Annotated in this window: 1 pseudogene; it reads right to left on the reverse strand. The window is 42.1% G+C overall.

The annotated features are described in order from the left end of the window. Nucleotides 1-506, reverse strand: a pseudogene (locus ACS8FD_RS24490) (CAP domain-containing protein); the annotation flags it as partial. Nucleotides 507-520: the final 14 nt, after the last annotated feature.

Below are 520 nucleotides of genomic sequence, written 5' to 3' on the forward strand. Positions count from 1 at the left end.
CTCCGCCCTTTTTCACAACTTTGTAAACTATCGGTAAGGGGTAAAATAAAGGCTTCATTTTTCGGTAACTCATAAGCGGTTCTCTTATGAGGGTCGTTACTATAGTCCAATAAATCAACTGGCACATCTATATTACGTTTGACGTCGCGAAACTTAATGTTGCTCACTTTAATGCTCTTTGCTGATGGCATATTGATATAGATAGGCTGGCCAATAGGGTCAGTACCTAGGTTACGGCCTGTCCCTGCGACTGGGCTTGGAAATTCATTGTAAAGCGCTGTATTAGTATCTACTACGTCAGTACAAGGATAAGTAAACAGTCCACTAACCGTACGATTTTCTGTTTTTTTATCGGCTGATGATGCGTTGACAAGGACATAACCTTGGCTTTTGTCAGCAGCTTTGCCATAAGGTTTGTAAGCTATCATACCTGAGCCTGTTTGGCTAAGGTTAGGCGTTACCAGTAGACGCATATGATAAGGGGCCGCCAATAAAGATTTTGTCATTGAGTGTGCTGCAT

This window comes from Psychrobacter sp. 1U2, from assembly GCF_051847575.1.